This window comes from Nitrosospira sp. CT, from assembly GCF_059489795.1.
The window spans coordinates 20,299-38,858 of sequence record NZ_JCAHZJ010000020.1 but is presented as its reverse complement, the minus strand read 5'-3'; the positions used below and the strand labels follow the sequence as shown (position 1 = coordinate 38,858).

Here is an 18,560-nt window from a genome sequence, read left to right as displayed (position 1 = left end):
TGTCGCCTCCGACTCTCCGGAAACCGCTATCGACCGGGCTCTACTGGAGCGCCATATCGGCTCTTACGATCTGGCCGCGTAGAGTGTGGGACAGGGCCGTGGTGATTTTCAGATCTGCAAATTTTCCTATCATTTCGGGATGCCCGGGAAAATTGACTACGCGGTTGTTATCGGTGCGCCCGCTTAATTCGCCGGAATCTTTTCTGGAGGAACCTTCCACCAGAACGCGCTGTATCGTTCCCACCATCCTGACGCTAATTTCTTGCGCCTGAAGCTCCACTTTTTCCTGCAACCGCTGCAACCGCTCCAGCTTGATCTGATGAGGGGTCGTATCTTCCAGTCCGGCTGCCGGGGTCCCCGGACGGGAACTGTAAATAAAGCTGAAGGAACCATCGAAGTTCACCGCTTCGATCAGTTTCATCGTTGCCTCAAAGTCTGCTTCGGTTTCTCCCGGAAATCCGACAATGAAATCAGAGGTAATCGAAATATCCGGTCGGGCAGCACGCAACCGCCGAATGATCGATTTGTATTCCAGCGAAGTGTAGCCTCGCTTCATCGCCGCCAGGATGCGATCCGAACCGGACTGAACCGGCAAATGCACGTGACTTACCAGCTTGGGAGAAGTCTTGTAAGCCTCAATGAGGCGGGGTGTGAATTCCCTGGGGTGAGAGGTGGTATAACGGATGCGTTCGATACCCGGGATTTCATGGAGATATTCCAGCAACAGCGCAAAGTCGGCTAATTCGCCCTCTTCCGCATATTGCATTCTGCCGCGATAGGCGTTGACGTTTTGCCCCAGCAGGGTTACTTCCTTGACACCGAGATCTGCCAGACTCGCGATTTCCGTCAGGATATCGTCGAGCGGACGTGAAATTTCCTCACCGCGCGTATAAGGAACCACGCAAAAGCTGCAATACTTGCTGCACCCTTCCATGATGGATACGAAGGCGGTCACGCCCTCCGTGCGCGCCGGCGGCAGATGATCGAATTTCTCGATCTCGGGAAAGGAGATATCCACCTGCGGCCGGCCCGTAATCTGACGCGTCGAAATCATCTGCGGCAGCCGGTGCAGCGTCTGCGGACCAAACACCAGGTCTACATAGGGGGCGCGTTTGACGATCTCCGCTCCCTCCTGGCTGGCCACGCATCCGCCCACGCCTATCAGCAGACCGGGATTGGCCGCCTTGAGATGTCTTACGCGTCCAAGGTCATGAAACACCTTTTCCTGCGCTTTCTCCCGCACCGAGCAGGTATTGAAAAGAATTACGTCCGCTTCAGCGGGATTATCCGTTTTTTCCATGTGCTCCGCATCACGCAGCACGTCCGCCATTTTTTCCGAGTCATACTCGTTCATCTGGCAGCCAAATGTTTTGATGTAAAGTTTTTTTGCCACGACCTTACTTACTGTTTCAGTAAATCATGATGAGCCGAAGCACTTGGAAGTGCCCGGGCAGTATCGCTCTGCCTGAAGTTACCCGCTGTTCCTCAGTCCGGCGGCAACTCCATTGATAGTAAGCTGTATGGCGCGTGTTACCGCATCTGTGGCATCCCCGGACCGGTAACGGCGCAACAGCTCCACTTGCAAGTGATTGAGCGGATCGATATAAGGGGTACGGTTGCGAATGCTGCGCGCAAGCGTGGGATTATCCTGCAATAGCTCAGTTCGGCCGGTCACGGCAAAAAGCCATTTCACGCTAAGTTCCCACTCTTTTTGTATCCGACCGAAAACTTCGCGCCGCAGTTCCACATCCGTAACCAGTTCAGCGTAGCGCGAAGCAATACCCATGTCAGTTTTGGCCAGTACCATGTCCATGTTCGACAGCAATGTCTGGAGGAACGGCCAGGCCTGATACATTTTCTGCAGGAGTCCCAGTCCGTTGTCGCCCCTGCCCTCGCGCTGCACGAACATTTCCACGGCCGTGCCAAAACCATACCAGCCGGTAATCATCGCGCGGTTGACACCCCAACTGAACGTCCATGGAATGGCGCGCAGATCTTCTATCAGATCGGATTTTTTGCGGGAGGGAGGGCGGCTGCCGATATTGAGCCCCGCAATTTCCTTTATCGGGGTCGATTCCTGAAAATACCGGTTAAATCCAGGCGTTTCATATACCAGGCTGCGATAAGCCCGCAGGGCATCGCCTGCCAGCACTTCCATGACCCCATAATATTCATCTGCGCACTGCCCGAGCGTATCATGGCTCAGCAGCGTCGCCTCGATGGTTGCTGCGACCAGCGTTTCCAGATTACGTCGCCCGATCTCCGGATCGGAATATTTGCTGCCGATGACTTCGCCCTGCTCGGTGATGCGTATCTGCCCGTTGACGCTGCCCGGCGGCTGCGCCAGTATTGCCTGATAGCTGGGACCCCCGCCGCGGCCAACCGTGCCGCCGCGTCCATGAAACAGCCGCAGCTCGACTTTGTGCTTGGCAAAGACCTTCGTGAGTTCGGTTTCGGCCTTGTAGAGCTCCCAGTTGGCCGCGAGGAATCCGCCATCCTTGTTGCTATCGGAGTAGCCGAGCATCACCTCCTGAACGTCATTGCGCGAATCCACCAGCTTGCGGTAATAGGGTATCGAGAACAGCTCGTCCATGATGCGGGGACAGCCACGCAGGTCGGCGATGGTTTCGAACAACGGAACAATATTGACATGCAGATGCGGCTTTTCTCCTGCCCGAAGCAGCCCTACCTCCTTCAACAGCAGCGCAACTTCCAGGATGTCGGATATGCCGTCCGCCTTGGAAATGACGTAATTGGGTAATGCTGCTGGACCGAAGCGCCGATGAATTTCGGCCGCCGTCTCCACGATATGCAATTCACCCTCGGCAAGCTCCGAATAGTCGAGGTAAGGCGAGCGCAGGAGGCGCGGGCTGCTGATCTCAGTCAGGAGGCAGCGCACGCGTTCCGCTTCCGGCAGGTCTGAATAGCCTTTCAGGCTGGCGCCACGCTCGAACAGTTCGGCCACGACCTGCTCATGAATGTGGCTGTGCTGGCGCATATCCAGCGGCGCGAGATGAAAACCGAATACCTCAGCCGCCCGCCGCAGGTGGCGCAGATCACCCCGCGCCAGTAACTCCGATTTATGCCGTTCGAGCGAATGGATGACGATATCGAGATCGCGAACGAGTTCCATGCTGTCAGTGTAAGGCTCCGCCGGACCGACCGGACGCCGTTGCCTGATTGCATGACCAAGCCCCATGCTGGTTGCAGCAAGGCGCGCGTAAATACCGATCAGGGCGCGTCGATAAGGCTCATCAGCACGACTCGGCGCCCGGTCGGGGGAAGCCGCAGCCAGCGCCGCCAGGGCATCGTCCACGTCGACCAGGCGATCAGTCAGGCTTAACCGGCGGCCGATCTGGTGGACCTCACCCATGTAAAAATCCAGTGCCAGAGCGGATTGCCGCTCGGCGGCGTGCAGCAGTACCTCATGAGTAACGAAGGGATTGCCGTCGCGATCGCCGCCTATCCAGCTGCCAATACGAAGAAACGGAGGAACACGGGGGGCTTTATCGCCCATCCGGCGTTCGAGCAGATCTTCGATTTCCGCATACAGATGCGGCACTTCTGTAAGAAAAGTGTAGTGATAATAGGCTAGGCCATTTTTGATTTCGTCATATACGGACAGGCGTGCCGAGCGCAGCATGCGAGTCTGCCATAATATCTGAATGGCGGTTCGCAACCCCTCTTCGTTCTTGCTCAGTTCATCCGGAGTGAGCTGCACCCGATCGCGCTCGTTCAACAGTCGAGCAATCCCCAACTGGCAATCAAGTATGCTTCTTCGCTGCACTTCCGTCGGATGGGCCGTCAGTACTGGCGAAACGAGGGCTTTGGCAAAGAACCCACCAAGGGCCGCGCTGCTTGTGTCGTTGGATAAAACCAGGTCGAGCGCGCGCGCCACACTGCCCGCCTGCGGTTGAGACCGGGCTAAAAGATAGCTGCGCCGCCGGCGATTGTGATGCATATCCTCGGCTATGTTCGATAGCTGCGAGAACTGGCTGAACGCGCGAACCACCGCTTCGGTAGCCTTGTTGCTCAACTGGTTGAGCAACCGGTCCAGTTCCTGTCGCGCCTTCGGATCCTGGTCGCGGCGAAACCGAATTGCGGTTTGCCGGATATTTTCCACCAAATCAAAAGTAGGTTCGCCCTCCTGTTCACGCAGGGTATCGCCCAGCATGCGCCCGAGCAGACGGATGTCCTCTCGCAGAGGGTCATCCTTCGGCTCCTTGTCATCGATGTGATTAGGATTAGTATCCATACTTTCGCTTTGGGAGGCGACCGATCCCATAAACAACCTCTTCTCTGGAAGATGCGAACTCATGCCCTAAGTACTTCAGTTCAGTACTTCAGTCCGGCTTTGACGTCCGCCATGGTAAAATAAGTGCCAGCAGGATTTACAAACTTTTGTTTATTTTAATAGGAATGCCTAATTCATCCACACCCAATAAAATAGTTATCGCGACACGGGAAAGTGCTCTTGCCCTGTGGCAGGCCAATTTCATCCGGGATCGCCTGGCAGAATTATACCCGCAAACGGAATTTCAAATATCCGGAATGACGACCCGGGGCGATCAGATTCTTGATGTGACGCTATCCAAAATCGGCGGAAAAGGTTTGTTCATCAAAGAACTGGAACAGGCGCTGGAGGAGGGGCGGGCCGATATCGCCGTGCATTCGATGAAGGATGTGCCGATGGATATGCCGACCGGATTCGCGCTGGCAGCGATCACGGAGCGTGAAGATCCGCGGGATGCCTTTGTCTCCAACAAGTACGCGACGCTGGATGCGCTTCCGCCGGGGAGCGTGGTGGGCACTTCCAGTCTTCGGCGTGAAAGCCAGTTGCGCGCGCGCTTTCCTCATTTGCAGGTGCAGCCGCTGCGAGGCAACGTCCAGACGCGTTTGCGCAAGCTGGATGAGGGCCGATTCGCGGCGATCATTCTGGCGGCAGCGGGATTGAAACGACTGGGACTTGCGGATCGCATCACGGCGCTGCTAAGCCCCGATCTCAGCCTGCCCGCAGTAGGGCAAGGCGCTTTGGGTATTGAGTGCCGTGCAGATCGCTCGGATTTGATCAAGCTCATGGAACCGCTGCATCATATTCCCACTGCGCGCTGCGTCGAAGCCGAGCGTGCCATGAGTCGCGCCCTGGGGGGCAGTTGCGAAGTGCCATTGGGGGGGTTTGCCGAAATCAGCGGAGACGTGCTGAGGCTGCGCGGATTTGTCGCCAGCCAGGATGGAATATGTATGATAAGCGATGAATTGAACGGGAATCCCGATGATGGCGCCTCGATGGGAGCGCAACTGGCAAAGAACCTGAAGGCAAAGGGTGCGGAAGAGATTCTGGTAGCGCTGGAATCGAAAGCGGTTGAACCCGTGAGCCATCCGTGAGCAAGCCGCTGACCGGGCTCCATATCCTGGTCACGCGTCCTTCCCATCAGGCGGGGGAGCTTGCTGGGAAAATACGAGCAGCAGGCGGAGAACCCTACCTGTTTCCGGTCCTGGAGATTCAGGATATCTCCGACCCGCGTCCATTGCTCGAATTGATCGAGCACCTGGACGAATTCTATCTGGCGATTTTTGTCAGTCCCAACGCCGTCAATAAGGCGATGAGCGTCATATGTGCGAAACGCGCATTGCCGTTCGATCTCAAAATTGCGACAGTCGGTCAGGGCACTGCCAGAACGCTGCAACGATTCGGGGTGAGCGGAGTAATCGTGCCTGCGGTGCGATTCGACAGCGAAGCCTTGCTCGATATGGCAGAATTGGATCGTATCCATGTAGCGGGCAAGCGAATCATCATTTTTCGGGGCGACAACGGGCGCGAACTGCTGGGGGAAACGCTGAGGAAACGCGGTGCTTTTGTCGAATACGCGGCGTGCTACCGCCGGATACGGCCGGAAGCGGAAATTGCGCCGCTTCTCGCAGCCTGGACGCGTGGTGAGATGAACGCGGTTACCGTCACCAGCAGTGAAGGGTTGCGCAATTTACAGGAGATGGTGGGCGACTCAGGCAGAACATGGCTTGAAAACACACCCTTGTTCGTTTCCCATGAACGTATCGCGGGGGTGGCACGGAAACTGGGATTTAACCGCGTGATTGTTACCGCTGCCGGAGACGACGGGTTGGTTGCGGGTTTGCAGGATTATTTTTCCGGGCACATCGGGTGAAAGGTGACGGTAAAGGTGAAAACCGCGAAGAGCGACAACACAATTTTGCTCCTACGCAATCATGAGCGTGGAAACTCAGCCTGCTGATATCGATCGACCACAGAAAACGGGGGCGAGATGGCTTGCGCGCGCCAATCCCCTGCTGGTTTTTGCTTTGATTCTGATCCTGGTTTTCGCCTGGCAATGGTACGACACGCGCAGTGAAATCGCAGGGCTGCGGCATGAGCTGGCAAGACGGCTGGCCGAAGCAGATACTTCAGGCAAGGAAGCGCGCAATACTGCAGCTGATGCAGTCGAAGCGGGACGCCGTGCGGAAACAAAGCTCGACCTCCTTGAAGACAGACTGGCTGAATCGCAGAGCCAGCAGGTTGCCCTGGAAGCGCTTTACCAGGAACTTACGCGAAGCCGCGATGAAGCAATGCTGGAAGAAGTGGAGCAGTTGCTGCTTATCGCCAACCAGCAACTGCAACTGGCAAGCAACGTCAAAGCCGCACTGATCGCAATGCAGGAGGCGGATAGCCGGCTTCAGCGCACAGAGCGCCCGCAACTGGCTTCCTTGCGAAAAACCATTGCAAAGGATATGGATCTGCTGAAGTCGGTGCCGTATGTCGACACCGCAGAAATCAGCATGCGCCTGGATAATCTTGTCGCCTCCGTCGATACGCTGCCCCTGGCGATGGAGTTTCGACCCCCTGAGAGTGCCTCGCCCCCATCTCCCGTTCCCGCCTCCGAAAATGTATGGCTGCGCTTTCTGCATCAAGTATGGGAGGATTTCAAACGGCTGGTGCGGATACAGCATATGGACACTCCGGATATCGCCCTGCTGTCGCCATCGCAAGCGTATTTCCTGCGCGAGAATTTGAAGTTGCGGCTGTTATCCGCGCGGTATGCGCTGCTTGCGCACAACGGATCCAGCTTCAAGGCTGACCTCGATGCGTCCAGGGAGCAGATCAGGCGTTATTACGACACTCAAGCACAACCCGTCGTCGATTTCCGGGAAGCATTGCAGCAATTGGGCGAGACTGATATCGGCGCCGAGTTGCCCCGCATCTCGGCAAGTCTCGATGCAGTTCGTAACTACAGGTTGACGCGTGACCGGGGAAACAGGTGAAGGGGGCGCTCTGGCTTCTGGCCCTGTTCATGATTGCCGTGGCGGTTACCATCGCTGCCACCTATAACAGCGGCTACGTGCTGATTGTTGCCCAACCTTATCGTATAGAGCTGTCGCTCAATCTGCTGGTGCTATTGCTGCTAGTCGTCATTTCGATGGGTTACCTGGGAATGCGGCTTATTGTATTTACCGCCCGGCTGCCTGCCGAGCTGAGTGAATTTCGCACTCGCAGGCGTCGGGAAAAAGCCCTGGAAGGAACGCTGGACGGCCTCAAGGCGTTTTTCGAGCGGCGTTATGCGAAGGCGGAGAAATCCGCGGCCGCCGCCCTAAAAATGGAGGACTCCGCTGCTTTCAGCGCCATCAATGCCATCGTTGCCGCGCGCTCGGCCCATGGATTGCGAAATTATTCCCGCCGGGACGAGTTCATTGCCCAGGCCGAAACCAGTGCGCCGCAAGAAGTGGCATTACGGTTGATGACACAGGCTGAATTGCTTCTGGACGAACATCGGCCCGAAGAAGCGCTCGAACTGCTGCACCGCCTGCCCTCCGGCGAGTTGCGCCGGCATACGGGTGCGCTGAAGCTGGAGCTGGAAGCCCAGCAGAACGTCGGAAACTGGGATGCCGTGCTGGAACTGCTCAGCCAACTGGAACAGCGCGATGGTCCTGAGGCCAGCCTCATAAAACAACTGAGGTGCAGAGCACATATAGAGAATCTCAGAAGCAGAATGTTGAATCCGGGGAGGCTGAGGGAGTATTGGGAGGGTCTGTCTCCGTCGGAAAGAAAGGATGGCAAAGTCGCTGCTGTTGCCGCGCGCGGGTTTTCTGCAACAGGAGACTGCGCCATGGTTCATCATCTGGTCGAGCAGAGCCTGGAGAGCCAATGGGATTCGGAATTGGCAAAGCTCTATGCGGAATGCATCGGCAGCGATCCCTTGCGGCAGATAGAACGTGCCGAGGCATGGCTTGAAGTGCATCCCAGTGATGCATCCCTGCTGCTTGTTCTGGGAAAGCTCTGCGTCCAGGCGGAACTGTGGGGCAAGGCTGAGAGTTATCTTGAAGCGAGCCTGTCGGTCAAATCGGGATATGCGGCGCACCTCGCGTTGGGGCGGCTGAATGAAAAGCTCGGGCAGCCCGAACTGGCAAGGGAACACTACGGCAAGGGATTGGAACTGGCTGTAAGGCACCTGGAAACAGCCGCAATGACCGAAAATGGCCGAATAATGCGGATTGAATAGCGCCGGAAACCGTTCAGCTTTGATTCCATTCCCGAGGCCGCTTTGGAGAGCTAGGAAGAGAGAGGCGCAAGGAAGAAAACGTCACGCTTTTGCCGGACTTGCTGAAGTGGTTGAGGTGGTGAATGCGTCCGAAAAGAATTCTTCTTCCGGAAGGCCGCGCAAGCGCGTGAAATCCCTGTGAGCAGCCTCGACCATTGCCGGCGTGCCGCAAGCATACACCTGATAGCCGCTGAGATCGTCGAAGTCCTGCAGCACGGCCTGATGTACCAGGCCTGTCCTTCCGTTCCAGTTGTCAGATGGCAGCGGCTCTGATAGCACAGGGATAAAAGTAAAGTTGTCATGTTGCTGCTGCCAGCTTCCTGGCAATTCCGGCGTATACAAGTCACCCCTGGTGCGGTTTCCCCAATAGAGCACCATCTGCCGCTCGTGGCCGCGGGGATTGCGCCCTTGAAATACGTGCTCGAGGATGCTCTTGACCGGTGCAAACCCTGTGCCGCTGGCGACAAAGATGATGGGTTTATCCGAGTCTTCGCGCAGGAAGAACGTGCCGAGCGGTCCTTCAAAGCGGAGAATATCCCTCTCCTTCATCTGCGTGAACACATGCTCGGCGAACGCTCCGCCCGGATAATTACGCACATGCAACTGAAGCAGCTCATCGTCATGGGGAGCGTTGGCCAGTGAAAAACTGCGGCGCTTGCCGTTTTTCATCAGGATGTCGATATACTGTCCCGCCAGAAATTGCAGCCGTTCGTTGGCGGGAAGCTTGAGGGAGATGATCATCACATCGGGTGCGACCCGTTCGAGCTTTTGCACCCGGCACGGAAGGGTTTTGATCTTGATGTCCTTTATGGCGCTGATTTCGCGGCATTCAATGACGAGTTCAGAGAGGGGTACAGCTCGGCAAAACAGTGCCATTCCGGCCTGTTTTTCCGTTTCCGTCAACGCGCTCTCGTTATAGCTGCCGAAATCCACTGTTCCCTGTATGATTTTGCCCTTGCAGGTCCCGCAAGCGCCATTGCGGCAGCCGTAGGGAAGTGGAAAACCTTCCCGGAGCGCGGCCTGGAGAATAGTCTCGCCGGGCTGGGCGAAAAAGCTGTGCCCGCTCGGCTGGATGGTAATTTGATGGGACATGATTACGATTACGAATGATCCAGCAAAAATAAAAATGGAATGTCGGCAAGTAACATGAAAACGATAAAGCGAACACTCTTGATCGTGGGTTGCGGTGATATCGCCCTGCGTGCGGCTCCCCTGCTGCTAACGCATTACCGTGTGCTGGGCCTGTACAGGAAGCCTGAGCAATGTGCTTCGCTGCGTTCGCTGGGGATTACGCCCGTGTCCGGTGATCTTGACATACCCGACAGTCTTGACAAACTGGCAGGCGCGGCAGATGCCGTTTTACATCTTGCTCCGCCGCCTGTCCGAGGTCGTACCGACACCCGTACCGCGCATCTCCTGGCGGCCTTGACAACAAGGCGGCCAAAAATGAAGCGCACAATGTTACCACAACGTTTTATCTACATCAGTACCAGCGGGGTATATGGGGATTGCAAGGGGGCTCTGGTAAACGAGACGCGCGCGATCAACCCGCTGACGGAACGTGCAGTGCGCAGGGTGGATGCGGAAAGACGTGTCCGCAACTGGGGCCTGCGCAATGGCGTGAGTGTTTCGATTCTTCGTGTTCCCGGGATTTATGCCGGCGATCGCCTACCGCTCGCACGCCTGCGTGAGGGGACGCCAGTGCTGGCGTCGGAAGACGACGGTTATACCAATCATATTCATGCCGACGATTTAGCGCGCATCGTTGTTGCTGCGCTCCGATATGCGCGACCAGGGAGGGTCTACCATGCGTGCGATGATTCAAACCTGAAAATGGGGGAATATTTTGATCTGGTAGCGGACCGTTTTGCTTTGCCGCGTCCTTCACGCGTTCCCCGTGCCGAAGCAGAAGGCCGTATCGCACCCGGCATGCTCTCATTCATGCAGGAGTCGCGAAGGCTGACCAATATGCGGATCAAGCAGGAGTTGCGCGTACACCTGCGCTATCCCACGGTCGCAGAGTGCCTGCGCACAGCAAGATAGACTGTAAAGCAGGTAAAATAGGCCCATTTTAGATGGGAGCAAGCAAATGCCCCAACCGCTCCAACCCCACACCGATCGTGAAACGGGATACATACTCGTCATTACCGGCCTCCCCGACAAGACGCAGGCAGCCTCGCTGGCGCACAAGCTGATCGAAGAGCGGTTGGCCGCATGCGTCAACATACAGGGAGAGTGTACTTCCATCTACCGCTGGCAAGGCAGAATGGAAAGCGGGGTCGAGGTCCCGGTCTTTATTAAAACGGTTGCGCAGCATTATTCCTCGGTGGAGCGCCTGATAAAGTCCATGCACCCTTACGAACTCCCTGAAATCATTGCTGTCCCAATAAGCAGCGGATTGCCCGCGTATCTGCATTGGATTTCCGGCGAAACGTCGAGTCCGGATAAAAATTGAAGAGAATCTGGTGTCATGCCCCTGAACCGATATAGCCGATATTTCCTGCTGCTTCTCTGCTTTTTCAGCACAAGCGTTTTTGCGGAAGAAGGAAAAACTTCCGGATTTCTTTCAGGCTTGCAGCAACTGCGCTCGACCTTCAATCAGGATCAGGAGGAGCAGGAGCAGGAATTGTTGCCGCCAGACGAGGCTTTCAAGCTGAAGGTTAAGGTACGGGACGCAAATACGCTGGTGGCGCAGTTCGAGCCGGCGAAGAACTATTATCTTTACAAGGATAAAGTTGCGTTCAAGCCACAGACTCCCGGAACCACCGTCGAAAACATTTCCCTGCCACAGGGAAAGATGAAAAGCGATGTAACCTTTGGTGAGGTCGAGGTTTTTCACGAGCCGTTTGAAGCGCTGATTTCCCTGAAGCGGGACGCCCCATCGGCTGATAAACTGACTCTTGTTGCCACTTATCAGGGTTGCAACGAGCCCATCGGTGTCTGTTATGCGCCCATAAGCAAGGTAATCGACCTGACGCTGCCGGTTGCAAAGGCAGCGGCTGGCGCGGTTGCCAATGCAGTGAGCACTGATGCATCCGCCGCAACAGATACCGCTGGGGTACGGGCTGATGCCGCTGACGAGTTGTTTCGGTCGAATGGCGGTTCGGCCACCGTCGAGACGGAATCGGTCGAAATCGAGAGGATGTTCCAGACCGGCAACTTCTGGCTGATTCTTACCGGCTTCTTCGGTATCGGCCTGCTTCTCTCCTTTACTCCCTGTGTATTTCCCATGTTCCCTATCCTGTCGGGCATTATCGCCAAGGGGGGGCAGCATGTTACCAAGCAGCGCGGATTCATCCTTGCGCTGGCGTATGTGCTCGGAATGGCCATTACCTACGCTATCGCCGGGGTGGCAGCGGGACTCTCCGGAGCAATGCTGTCGGCAACCCTTCAGAACGCATGGGTACTTGGCGCGTTCGCGCTGATCTTTGTAACGCTCGCATTTTCCATGTTCGGATTCTATGAGCTGCAGCTTCCTACTTTTTTTCAGGGCAAGATTTCGGAAGAAGCCGGGCATCTCAAAGGGGGACACCTGACCAGTGTGTTCGGCATGGGCGCCTTGTCCGCTCTGATTGTCGGGCCGTGCGTAGCGGCGCCTCTTGCAGGCGCGTTGCTGTATATCAGCCAGACCCGCGATGTGGTGCTCGGGGGCTCGGCGCTCTTTGCCATGGCGCTGGGCATGGGCCTGCCCTTGCTGTTGCTGGGCGCCTCCGCCGGGGCCCTGTTGCCGAAAGCAGGTGCGTGGATGGAAGGGGTCAAGCAGTCGTTCGGGGTATTGCTGCTCGGGGTGGCAATATGGCTGATATCGCCGGTGATTCCTGCCGTGGTGCATATGCTGCTGTGGGCCGCCCTGTTGATCGTCTCGGCCATTTACCTGCATGCGGTTGACCCGCTCCGCCCAGGTGCTTCCGGTTTTCAAAAATTCCTCAAGGGGGTGGGCATGATTGCCCTGCTAACGGGCATCGCCTTGCTCATCGGCGTGTTTTCCGGCAGCCGCGATATCCTGCAGCCTCTTTCAAGGCTGAATATTTCAGCGGCTGACATGGAAGGGGTAAAAAAGGACGGTATCAACTCAAACGAGCATTTGCCGTTCCAGAGAGTGCAGTCGGTGGCGGAGCTGAATCAGCAGATCCTCCAGTCGAGAAACAAATACGTAATGCTGGATTTTTATGCAGACTGGTGCATCTCCTGCAAGGAAATGGAGCGTTTCACCTTCACCGACGCAGCTGTCCAGACGCGATTGAAGGACGTTGTGCTGCTGCAGGTTGATGTGACAGCAGGTACGCCTGAGGACATGGAGCTTCTCAAGCGCTTCAAGCTATTCGGGCCTCCCGCCATTCTCTTCATGGACAAAGAGGGGCGTCAAGTTCCCAACGTCAAAATCATCGGCTATCAGGACACGCAGGCTTTTCTGAAAATACTCAACGCGGTGCTGATCTAGCCTCCCCCCAGCGGCGCAATTTGATTGATCCGGAGTGCGAACAGGCAAGCCTGGCTCGTGAGTCGCGGTCGCGGATCAGGATTTGAAGCTTATTTTTCTTAGGAATAACAATGACAAAATTGCGACAGGTATTGTTGTACACGGGCGTTGCCATACTTGCGGTGGCAGCAGGAGTCTTATTGCGCGGCCAGTTGGCGAGCAAGGATATGGGCGCTCCTGATGCCGCTGTGGCTACTAAAGGTGCCGAAGCGATACTGGCGGCGAGTTTTCCTGATCTCGAGGGAAATATCCAGCCTGTTTCCCAGTGGCGGGGGAAAGTCATGGTGGTGAACTTCTGGGCGAGCTGGTGCGCGCCATGCCGCGAGGAAATACCCGAGTTTATCTCCTTTCAGGACAAGTTTCGTGATAAGGGACTGGTCTTCGTAGGCATTGCGGTGGATCAGAAAGAAAGGGCGGCAGCATTCAGCAAGGAAATGGGCATCAATTATCCGGTCCTAGTGGGGGATATGAAAGCGATGCAGATCGCGGGTGCCGCGGGCAACATCCAGGGTGCGCTGCCTTTTACCGTCGTGATTGACCGGAACGGTAAAATGATTGGTAGCAAACTCGGTCGCCTGAGTGAGAGCAAGCTCGAATCCATGATCGGACCTTTACTTTAGGGAACCGCTGAACAATCCCTCGCAGGCGGGGAAGATTGCATTTCGATCGTATTCCTCCGGCTTCTGCCCTAGCCTCCGAGCGCCCTGTACAGGTTATAAAGACTGGTTATAATGATCAGCGTGCCCACCAGTATGAGCAGGGTCTTCGCGTGCAGCTTTTTGCACAGAACTGCCGCAAACGGCGCGGCGAACAAACCCCCAAAGACCAGTCCCGCGATGATGGGCCATGTATTGGTTTCCATCAGCAAGGTGAAAACGGCGGCGCCGGTCAGCGTCAGGAAGAATTCAGCGAAATTGACCGAGCCGATAGTCGTGCGCGGATCGTTTCCCGTACTGACCAGCGTAGATGTTACCACCGGCCCCCATCCGCCGCCTCCTGCCGCATCGACGAATCCGCCAAACAGGGCGAGCTTTCCCACATGCTTCGGCGGATTCTTGCGCAGGCGCAAAGACCGGAACGCTTTGCTCAGAATGTAAATTCCCAGCAGCAACAGATACGCGGAAACATAGGGCTTGAACAGGGCCCCATCGACCTGCGTCACCAGCACTGCCCCCAGGATACCGCCAAGGATGCCGGGTACGAGCAACCGGACAAACAAATCCTTGTTCACGTTGCCGAACTTGACATGCGAAATGCCGGAAACGCCGGTGGTAAAAATCTCGGCGATATGAACGCTGGCACTCGCAACCCCGGGTGTGGCGCCCGAAGCAAGCAGGAAAGTGGTGGCTGTCACCCCATAAGCCATTCCCAACGCGCCATCCACGACCTGGGCGAAGAACCCGACTATCGCAGCATTCCAGAAAATGCTGCTGCTCAGGGTTTCGCCAATGATCTGCCAGCCCCCGAACCAGTTATTGGAAATAAAAAAACGACCTGCCAGAAAAAGGGTCAATACGATCAACACTGCGACGGCAAACCAGGCCGCCGCGTGAAGGAGCGGGTGAGTGCCGGGATGGGAGACCGGTTCCTCGACGGGAGGAATTCCCAATTGCTGATGTTCGATATTGATCGGGTTGCCTGACAGATCCAGGTTGCGAATCTTCATACCTTATTCCTGTCTCTTCTATAAGCGCCACACTATACCGACAGGCGTAAATATCCAGAAATAACCTAATAGAATATGTTTATTCTTTTGTTATTTTCGGGAGCGGATCAGTCCACAAACCTGTTCGACAGATGGCCGATATCATCCTAGTCATTCATTTTCTGTTCGTGTTGTTTGTCGTCGGCGGTTTGCCCCTGATCTGGGTGGGTAACTGGATAGGGGTGAGCTTTGTGCGAAATCGAAGATTCCGGCTTACCCACCTTGCCGCTATCCTGTACGTTACCGCCGAGTTCCTTCTTGGCGTGGTATGTCCGCTGACATGGCTGGAAGACGCGTTGCGTGGGAGGGCAACCGAAACCGGTTTCATCGAGCGCTGGCTGCACCTCATCCTCTTCCATGATCTTCCGGAATGGGTGTTTCTGGTAGCTTATGTATTGTTTGCGCTCCTGGTGGTCATTACTTTCCGACTCATTCCGCCGCAGCCGCGCCGCTCATCGCGATGATTCCAGTCATAATTGACCGGCTTTTCTGCACGGCGTAAAGTCATGCATAGAAAGAAGTTCATGTACATGGGAGGTTGAAGCCTCTATACCCTTTTACCTTTTGCGCACCGGGCAGCTACTTTCCGAAAACTCTCATTCATGTCTTCCCTCACAACGTTCTTGCATCGCTTCATCAGCCACCGTCGTTTCAGAATCGGTCTGGGTGTTTTCGCCGGGATAATCATCCTGTTTGGTCTGCTCGGCTATTTCTGGTTGCCCGGATATGCCAAGGCGAAGCTGGAAGCTGTTTTATCGGATGTTCTGCACCGCCCCGTTACTGTACAGTCGATCGACATTCAGCCCTATACGCTGGAGTTGACAGTGCGTGGTTTTCGAATAGGCGAAAAAGAGACAAGCGCAGACGCAGACAAGAATCTTTTTTCCTTTGATGAACTTTACCTCGACCTGAGTATTGCCTCTATTGCTCATCGCGCGCCCGTGATCAGTTCGGTTTCGCTCAAAGGGCCCACTATGCGTCTCGTTCGTGAAGGGCAGCAGCAGTTCAATATCACCGACCTGATAGAAGACTTCATGAAACGGCCGAAAGAAGAGGAGGAAGAGCACGGCAAGAGCATGTTCTCGGTACGGAATATTGTTATCGAAGACGGCCGCTTCGAATTCGTCGACCATGTGAAAAAAAGTCAGCAGGAGATATCCGACATTCAAATCGGTGTACCTTTCATCGCCAATTTCGAAAGCGCGGAGGAAACATGGGTGGAACCGCGCTTCAGCGCCAGGGTGAACGGCGCTCCGTTCAATCTCACCGGGAAGCTGCGGCCTTTCACCACAAATCGTGAAGCGACACTTGAGATCAGGTTGAGCGATGTGGATCTGACACGGATAGACGAGTATTCCCCCATTCCAGTCGGCATTCGCCTTCTCTCCGGGTATTTTGACAGCGAGCTCTTGTTGACGTTTACCCAGGTCGACGGCCAATCGCCTGCCTTGGTTCTCACAGGCAATGCCGCCTTAAAGAAGCTGAAAGTGGAGAATCATTCGGTGGAGGCGCCCTATGCCGCCACGCTGGGCGAATTCAACGTTCAATTGACTGAAATAAACCTGAATGCAGTGAAGCCCTCGCGAGTTGCCGTAGTCTTGACGGAAATTGCGGTGTCGCCAGAAGGCAGCACTGAACCCACACTCAACCTGCCAAAGCTAACGCTGGATGAGATCGTGGTCGATACCGGACAGAAGAATGTCAGTCTCGGCGCTGCAACCCTGGATCGCTTCAATGCCTCATTGCAACGCCATAAAGACGGGCGGCTCGATCTTGCCAAGCTTTTTACTCCGATAAACAAGGCGGAAAAGGCATCCCAATCCTCTACTCCTCCTTCTCCCAAAGCGGCCACAGGTAAGCCATGGACGGTAAAACTCGGAAGCTTCAGGCTGGCGGATGCCGGACTGCGCTTTGAAGATACCACTTTGCCGGACGTAGCCCCCATGGTGGTCAATGCTCTTGATCTGACAGTTAACCAGATCGACTTCAGCGGCGCAGCGCCCTCCCAGCTCGAGCTCAAGGCGGAAGTTAACAAAACAGGCAGCCTGGAAACAAAAGGATCCCTTGCCTGGGCGCCGGTCGTAGCAGATCTGGCAGTCGATGCCAAGGATGTCGACCTTGTTGCATTGCAAGGCTGGGCCGGAGACCGGTTGAATGTGCTGTTCTCGCGCGGAGCGTTGTCCTTCCGCGGCAAGATCAAAGCCGATGGCGGCAAGGGACAGAAGCGACCTGAGCGGACACGGGGAGAAAAGGCATCGTCGTTAAAAGTGGCGGTGCGCGGGGATGGGAGGCTCACTAATTTCAACATGCTGGACAAGGCGGACGCCACCAACCTCATGCGTTGGCGAAGTGTCGATATCAAGGGTATCGAGTTTGCCAATGAACCTCTCAACATCAACGCCGCTTCGATTACGCTTACTGACTTTTTTGCCCATGTCGTCGTTACTCCCCGAGGCGAGTTGAATCTCAAATATATAGTGCGGCAGGAGGAAACAGCGGTTTCTCCCTCACAGGCTGCTGCTGCGCCGGCAACGACGCCTGAGCCAGAATCGAGGCCCGAGTCGGAACCGGCGGGCACACCTGCTGAGATATCACCTGCGCCTGTTCCTTCGCAGCCGCCCCCGCGCAAGAGTCTCCCTGTCCGCATAGGCCGTATCGTGATGCAAGGAGGACACGTCAATTTCCAGGATCAGTTCATCCAACCCAACTATCGCGCCTACTTGACCGACTTGGCAGGACGCATAGGACCCCTCCATCCCCGGAAAGCCGGGGAAGTGGATATTCGCGGCGCGGTAGATAAAACGGCGCCATTGAAAATCAGCGGGTCGGTCGATGCCTTCGGCAGAGAACTCTACCTTGATATTACGGCCTCGGCCAAAGGTATCGATATGCCTACATTCAGCCCCTATTCCGGGAAATATATTGGATACGCAATCGAGAAAGGCAAACTATCGGTCGACGTCCACTATCATGTCGAACACGGCGAGTTAACAGCGGAAAACAGCATCTTCCTTGATCAATTGACTTTCGGTGAGAAAATCGAAAGTCCGGATGCACTATCGATTCCGGTCAACCTTGCATTGGCACTGCTAAAAAACCGACGGGGAGAAATAGATGTTCGTCTCCCTGTAAGCGGTTCCATCAACGATCCGAAATTCAGCCTGGGGGGGATAATCGTCAAGGCAATCCTCAACTTGTTGACCAAGGCAGCCACGGCGCCTTTCACGGTGCTCGGATCGCTTTTCGGGGGAGAAGAATTATCGGAGATCAATTTTCCCGCGGGTGAGGTAAAGATTCCGCCAGAGGCAGAAGAAAAACTCCAGAAGTTAGCCCAGGCACTGACAGATCGGCCAGCACTCAATCTCGAAATCATCGGTCATGCCGATGCTTCGAGTGATCCGGAGCCTTTGAAGCGGCGTGTACTTGAACGCAAAATCAAGGCGGAGAAATTGTCAGTGGATATCAAAAAGGGAAAATCTTACGATTCTCTGGATGATGTAACCCTGACGCCGGAGGAATATGAAAAATACCTGGAGCAGGTTTACAAGGATGCCAAGTTCGAGAAGCCGAAAAACTTCATCGGGCTGTCAAAAAGCCTGCCTGCGGAGGAGATGGAGAAGCTGATGCTTGCCAATATCGACGCAGGTGATGCAGAACTACAGGGGCTTGCCGAAAGCCGGGCGATGAGCGCACGCGACTGGCTGATCGAGCATGGGAAAATCCCTGACGCTCGAATTTTCGTACTTTCGCCGAAAGTTGAAGCAGGAACGAACCGTGAGAAGCCGGATAACCGCGTGGAGTTCTCGCTCAGGTAAGCCCCGCCCGG

14 protein-coding genes are annotated in these 18,560 nt (G+C 55.6%); 10 read left to right on the top strand and 4 right to left on the bottom strand.

Annotated features, from left to right (window positions below; genetic code table 11):
• Positions 1 to 40 precede the first annotated feature (40 nt).
• Positions 41 to 1,393 carry a tRNA (N6-isopentenyl adenosine(37)-C2)-methylthiotransferase MiaB gene (miaB, locus tag AC52W5_RS03655; RefSeq protein WP_495670014.1) on the bottom strand — a complete coding sequence of 451 codons (1,353 nt, stop codon included), beginning with the start codon at positions 1,391 to 1,393 and terminating at the stop codon, positions 41 to 43.
• Positions 1,394 to 1,471: 78 nt separating this feature from the next.
• Positions 1,472 to 4,285, bottom strand: coding sequence for a phosphoenolpyruvate carboxylase (gene ppc / locus AC52W5_RS03650; protein WP_495670035.1), 2,814 nt, complete (start codon positions 4,283 to 4,285; stop codon positions 1,472 to 1,474).
• 134 nt (positions 4,286 to 4,419) lie between these two features.
• Here ppc and hemC point away from each other — a divergent pair, with 134 nt between their 5' ends.
• The 4 genes from hemC (at position 4,420) to AC52W5_RS03630 (ending at position 8,510) form a co-directional block, all read left to right on the top strand.
• Complete coding sequence (hemC, locus tag AC52W5_RS03645; RefSeq protein ID WP_074975054.1) at positions 4,420 to 5,385, top strand: hydroxymethylbilane synthase; 966 nt, start codon at positions 4,420 to 4,422, stop codon at positions 5,383 to 5,385.
• On the top strand, positions 5,382 to 6,164 hold the full coding sequence (locus AC52W5_RS03640; RefSeq protein ID WP_495670013.1) for a uroporphyrinogen-III synthase: 783 nt from the start codon (positions 5,382 to 5,384) through the stop codon (positions 6,162 to 6,164). The genes hemC and AC52W5_RS03640 overlap by 4 nt, the downstream gene beginning before the upstream one ends.
• A 61-nt stretch (positions 6,165 to 6,225) precedes the next feature.
• The gene (locus tag AC52W5_RS03635; RefSeq protein WP_495670012.1) at positions 6,226 to 7,275 is read left to right on the top strand and encodes a uroporphyrinogen-III C-methyltransferase; all 1,050 of its coding nucleotides are present in this window, start codon (positions 6,226 to 6,228) and stop codon (positions 7,273 to 7,275) included.
• Positions 7,272 to 8,510 (top strand): heme biosynthesis HemY N-terminal domain-containing protein, encoded by a 1,239-nt coding sequence (locus AC52W5_RS03630; RefSeq protein WP_495670011.1) that lies wholly within the window; start codon positions 7,272 to 7,274, stop codon positions 8,508 to 8,510. The genes AC52W5_RS03635 and AC52W5_RS03630 overlap by 4 nt, the downstream gene beginning before the upstream one ends.
• An 81-nt stretch (positions 8,511 to 8,591) precedes the next feature.
• Here AC52W5_RS03630 and AC52W5_RS03625 read toward each other — a convergent pair whose 3' ends face one another.
• The gene (locus AC52W5_RS03625) at positions 8,592 to 9,641 is read right to left on the bottom strand and encodes a CDP-6-deoxy-delta-3,4-glucoseen reductase (protein ID WP_495670010.1); all 1,050 of its coding nucleotides are present in this window, start codon (positions 9,639 to 9,641) and stop codon (positions 8,592 to 8,594) included.
• 54 nt (positions 9,642 to 9,695) lie between these two features.
• Here AC52W5_RS03625 and AC52W5_RS03620 point away from each other — a divergent pair, with 54 nt between their 5' ends.
• From AC52W5_RS03620 to AC52W5_RS03605, 4 genes are all read left to right on the top strand, one after another.
• Positions 9,696 to 10,592 (top strand): SDR family oxidoreductase, encoded by an 897-nt coding sequence (locus tag AC52W5_RS03620; protein WP_495670009.1) that lies wholly within the window; start codon positions 9,696 to 9,698, stop codon positions 10,590 to 10,592.
• A 46-nt stretch (positions 10,593 to 10,638) separates the two neighbouring features.
• Positions 10,639 to 11,004 (top strand): divalent-cation tolerance protein CutA, encoded by a 366-nt coding sequence (gene cutA / locus AC52W5_RS03615; RefSeq protein ID WP_133669669.1) that lies wholly within the window; start codon positions 10,639 to 10,641, stop codon positions 11,002 to 11,004.
• Positions 11,005 to 11,019: 15 nt separating this feature from the next.
• The gene (dsbD, locus tag AC52W5_RS03610; protein ID WP_495670008.1) at positions 11,020 to 12,990 is read left to right on the top strand and encodes a protein-disulfide reductase DsbD; all 1,971 of its coding nucleotides are present in this window, start codon (positions 11,020 to 11,022) and stop codon (positions 12,988 to 12,990) included.
• Between the two features lie 110 nt (positions 12,991 to 13,100).
• Positions 13,101 to 13,649, top strand: coding sequence for a TlpA family protein disulfide reductase (locus AC52W5_RS03605; RefSeq protein WP_495670007.1), 549 nt, complete (start codon positions 13,101 to 13,103; stop codon positions 13,647 to 13,649).
• Between the two features lie 68 nt (positions 13,650 to 13,717).
• Here the strand turns inward: AC52W5_RS03605 and AC52W5_RS03600 are convergent, their stop codons facing one another.
• Positions 13,718 to 14,695: a sulfite exporter TauE/SafE family protein gene (locus AC52W5_RS03600; RefSeq protein ID WP_074975063.1), complete on the bottom strand. Its 978-nt coding sequence runs from the start codon at positions 14,693 to 14,695 to the stop codon at positions 13,718 to 13,720.
• A gap of 131 nt (positions 14,696 to 14,826) precedes the next feature.
• Between AC52W5_RS03600 and AC52W5_RS03595 the strand changes: the two genes are divergently transcribed.
• Together AC52W5_RS03595 and AC52W5_RS03590 are read left to right on the top strand one after the other, a co-directional pair.
• Positions 14,827 to 15,198, top strand: coding sequence for a DUF2784 domain-containing protein (locus AC52W5_RS03595; protein WP_495670006.1), 372 nt, complete (start codon positions 14,827 to 14,829; stop codon positions 15,196 to 15,198).
• A 138-nt stretch (positions 15,199 to 15,336) separates the two neighbouring features.
• The gene (locus AC52W5_RS03590) at positions 15,337 to 18,549 is read left to right on the top strand and encodes a DUF748 domain-containing protein (RefSeq protein ID WP_495670005.1); all 3,213 of its coding nucleotides are present in this window, start codon (positions 15,337 to 15,339) and stop codon (positions 18,547 to 18,549) included.
• The last annotated feature ends 11 nt before the right edge of the window (positions 18,550 to 18,560 follow it).